Origin of the sequence: Mesorhizobium sp. M5C.F.Ca.IN.020.32.2.1, from assembly GCF_004023105.1 — a bacterium.
Classification (GTDB): domain Bacteria; phylum Pseudomonadota; class Alphaproteobacteria; order Rhizobiales; family Rhizobiaceae; genus Mesorhizobium; species Mesorhizobium wenxiniae.
The window spans coordinates 1-3,776 of record NZ_RZSX01000646.1 but is presented as its reverse complement, the minus strand read 5'-3'; the positions used below and the strand labels follow the sequence as shown (position 1 = coordinate 3,776).

Sequence of the window (3,776 nt, the reverse complement as noted above, 5' to 3'; positions counted from 1 at the left end):
TCTAGAACAGGCGCCAATGTCGTCTACGTACCCGCCAGTTCGAGCGACACGCTGGCCAAGGTGATCGCTCAAAAAGGCAATCAGGACCTTTCGCTCCTGTGGATCGACAGCAGCGTTATGCTCCAGGCGATTGATCTGGATCTGTGCGCGCCATTGCCCCAGGACCCGGTGATAAATGATATCTATCCGCCCGCCCGAATGGATGGTGGCACGGCCATCGGCACCGGTTTTTATGCGACCGGTTTGGCCTACAACACGGAAGTCTTTGCCAAGAACGGCTGGGATGCCCCAACGTCCTGGAATGATTTGGGCGACAGCAAATACAAGGGCAAAGTCACGATTGGCCCGTTCGCCGGGTTCGGCGTCGAGGCTTTGGTGATGGTTGCAAAGGCCAATGGCGGCAGCGAAGCGAACATCGAACCCGGTTTCAAGGCGTTTTCGGAAAAAATTGCGTCAAATGTATTCGCTTGGGAGGGTAACAATTCAAACGTGTCGCAGATGCTGCAGACCGGCGAAGCTGCGCTAGCCGTGTGGAGCGATACGCGTACGATGTACCTTGCCGATCAGGGTGCGCCGGTTAAGTTCGCGGTTCTAAAAGAAGGCGCCGAACAGGCTATGACCGCTGCATGCGTCGTAAAGGGCGCACCGCAACAAGAGTTGGCCGAGCGGTTCCTGATAGAGTCTCTCCTCTCTCCCGAGGGGCAGGTTGCTATGGCCGAGTCAGCTGGGTACGGCCCCACCAACAGCAAGGTTAAACTCGAACCTGAACTCGCGGCCAAGGTGATTTATGGCCTTGATCAGGTGAAAAAGCTGGTGCCCACCGACTGGCTGGCAGTGAACAAGCAGCGTGAAGATTGGACCAAGCGATGGAACCGCGAGGTTGAGCGCTAACCCTGGTGCAAGGGGCCATGATCCTGGCCGATCGCGTGGTATTGATTGAGAGGACCGGGTCCAACAAAATGGGCAAGCCGTAGGAGATGTGCGAGCGGCCCGATGGCCCTTCCTACTCAGCCTTCCATGGAACTGCAAACCTGTTGAACGGCTCGGTGGGCAACGTGAGGTCCTAACCCATCAGGACCTCACGCTGCCTGCCGCGCTAGGCGCACTGCAAGGAAGAGCCGAGTACATCGTGCATCGCATTGTCGCACAGAGCGCGCTTGTGCGGGGCCGGGTCGCGGCGCGAATTCTTTCTCTCGGGCAGCCACCGGCTGTTTCAGGCGAGACGCCGCTAGGCACGATGCAGTTCGCCGGTGCGAACACTACGACAAATGCGCGCCGCGCGTTTCAGCATGTAGGGGCCGCGGCACGCAAAGAGCTCTTAAAGGACGGAGAATTTTTGAGATGACGAATTCGACAGCTGAACTGATCGCCCAATATACGGCGGACTCTCGCCTTCCTCCGAAGGATGTCATTCAGCAAGCGAAGCTCCATATCGCAGACACTCTGGCCTGCATCTTCGCGGGAAGCAGTTCGAAAACTATAAGGATACTGGCAGAAGCGAACTATTGGGCAGGCACGCCCAAAGACGTTCCCGTACCGGGCTGGGGATACGCCAAGACCATGGATGCCGCAGCCGAGTTGCTCGGAACAGCTGCCCATGAGCTAGACTTTGACGACACAAGCGTGTCAATGCCGGGCCATCCCAGCGCGCCTATCGTAGCCGCCCTACTCGTGACGGCTTCCGATTTATCTGCGAATCACGGAAGAATCCTGCGAGGCTTTGATTTCATTCTTGCCTATATCAAAGGAATGGAGGTCACCTGCAAAGTAGGCAAGTCCTTCAGGTTAGACCATAAAGGTCAAGGCTGGCACACAATATCGACGGTCGGACTTCTTGGTGCTGCGACAGCCTGTGCGGCGCTCCGGGGCCTTGATGCCTTGGGATGTGAGCGTGCGCTAGCGATCGCCTGTTCACACGCTTGCGGCATTCTCAGCAACAGCGGCACGATGGTGAAGCCACTACACTCTGGCCTCGCGGCAAGAGGCGGCTATATCGCGGCTGCGCTGGCGGAAAAGCAATTCACGGCCGGAAGGGACATTCTTGCGGGACAGTACGGACTAGCTAACGCCTTCACAGGCGGCCGTCACCGCGATGTCGATATTTCGACAACAAATACGCAGGGTTCCGCGCTTCCGCCGCTGGCGGGTGAGCACTTTGAACTTATAAGCCCCGGTCTGAAGGTGAAGCTTTTTCCCTGCTGCCAGGTGGCGCATACCTGCATCGATGCAATGATCACGATTCGAAATCTTCCTGATTTTGAAATCCAGGAGGTCGACAGAATCATCTGCTATGTCCCGACCGAGATGTCGATGAAAGACCTGCAATGCCCGGAGCCGCAGACACCAACCGAGGCCAGATTCAGCATGAACTTCACCGTGGCCGTTGCCATGCTTCACGGCTCGCTGAAAATGGAGCATTTCAACTCGGACTTACTCGCGTCGGAGAGCCTCCGCCAGTATATGCGACGGATCGAGATGCGACTCCCAGACGAGACGATTGCCGACACTGTCGATGTCGAGGTTATCTTCAAAGATGGGCGTCGCATCACGCAGCGTGGAATTAACGGGCCGCCGAAATGGGCGGACGTCGAAGCCAAGTTCAATGAATGTATCATGCAAGCATCTACACCAGTTGAACCAAGCGGTTTGTTAACTGTACTCCAACAGCTCGAAACTCAGACGGATGTAGTCGCTGTTTTGCTGAAATAATCGGCCTGGCGTCGTTTTCGGTGTTGGACTTCGCACCGACGGCCAGATCCTGGTGACCGACGACATGCTCGGGCACTTCACCGCGTTCAGGCCGAAATTCGTCAAGCGCTACGCGGATCTTGGCGATCAAGCGGAAGCAGCGATCGCAGCCTATGCGAATGAGGTGCGCGGACGGCGCTTTCCTGCCGCGGAGCACGTTTTCGCCGATGTCCCAAAGAGTGTCGGTACAAGCAGCGTCAAGGACGGAGAAGCAGCGTGAGCGTGCCGATCGTGAGGACCGTGGCCGAGCTCCGTGCGACGGTCGCCGAATGGCGCCGCGAGGGCGCCAGGGTTGGCGTGGTGCCGACGATGGGCGCCTTGCACGAAGGGCATCTCAGCCTCGTGCGCGCGGCGCTGGCCAAGGCCGAACGAGTGATCGTCACGCTCTTCGTCAATCCGAGGCAGTTCAACAGCGCCGCCGACCTTGCCGCCTATCCGCGCACGGAAGAGGTGGACGCGGAGAAGCTCGCGCCGCTGGGCGCGCACATTCTCTACACACCCGATGCCGGGGAGATCTACCCGGACGGTTTCGCCACTGCCGTCACGGTCAGCGGCGTCAGCGAGGGTCTTTGTGGAGCCTTCCGGCCGGGCCATTTCGACGGCGTGGCGACGGTGGTCGCAAAGCTCTTCCTGCAGACCGCGGCCGATCTCGCTTTCTTCGGCGAGAAGGACTTTCAGCAGCTGCACGTCGTGCGGCGCATGGCCCGAGATCTGGACATCCCGATCGAGATCGCTGCATGCCCGACGGTGCGCGAGTCCGATGGACTTGCGCTCTCCTCTCGCAACGTGCGGCTCACGCCGGAGGAACGTCAGGCAGCGCCCAGGCTTGCTTCGATCCTGTTCGCCTCAGCCGCGCGAATTGTCGACGGAAGGCCTGTCAGCGCGGTGCTTGCGGAAGCACGGGCCGCAATACTCGAAGCAGGCTACAGGAACGCCGAATATCTGGAACTGCGGGCGGAAGACGATCTGAAACCGCTGGAGGTCTTCGACAGGCCGGCGCGACTGCTGGCGGCCGCATGGCTCGGAGA

At 59.1% G+C, this 3,776-nt stretch carries 3 protein-coding genes and 1 pseudogene; all 4 read left to right on the top strand.

Features of this window, described 5'->3' with window-relative positions; translation table 11 throughout:
* A partial coding sequence (locus tag EOA86_RS26190; RefSeq protein WP_128344348.1) for an extracellular solute-binding protein occupies positions 1-891 on the top strand: 891 nt, incomplete at its 5' end.
* Between the two features lie 450 nt (positions 892-1,341).
* Positions 1,342-2,709: an MmgE/PrpD family protein gene (locus tag EOA86_RS26185; RefSeq protein ID WP_128344346.1), complete on the top strand. Its 1,368-nt coding sequence runs from the start codon at positions 1,342-1,344 to the stop codon at positions 2,707-2,709.
* Between the two features lie 22 nt (positions 2,710-2,731).
* Positions 2,732-2,968 (top strand): annotated as a pseudogene (locus EOA86_RS26180) (3-methyl-2-oxobutanoate hydroxymethyltransferase); the annotation flags it as partial.
* On the top strand, positions 2,965-3,776 hold an 812-nt coding region (gene panC, locus EOA86_RS26175), incomplete at its 3' end, for a pantoate--beta-alanine ligase (RefSeq protein WP_128344344.1). The pseudogene EOA86_RS26180 and the gene panC, both read left to right, overlap by 4 nt.

Coding starts and splice junctions, on each gene's coding strand:
- EOA86_RS26185 (WP_128344346.1), top strand. CDS start 1,342: ATGACGAATTCGACAGCTGAACTGATCGCCCAATATACGGCGGACTCT.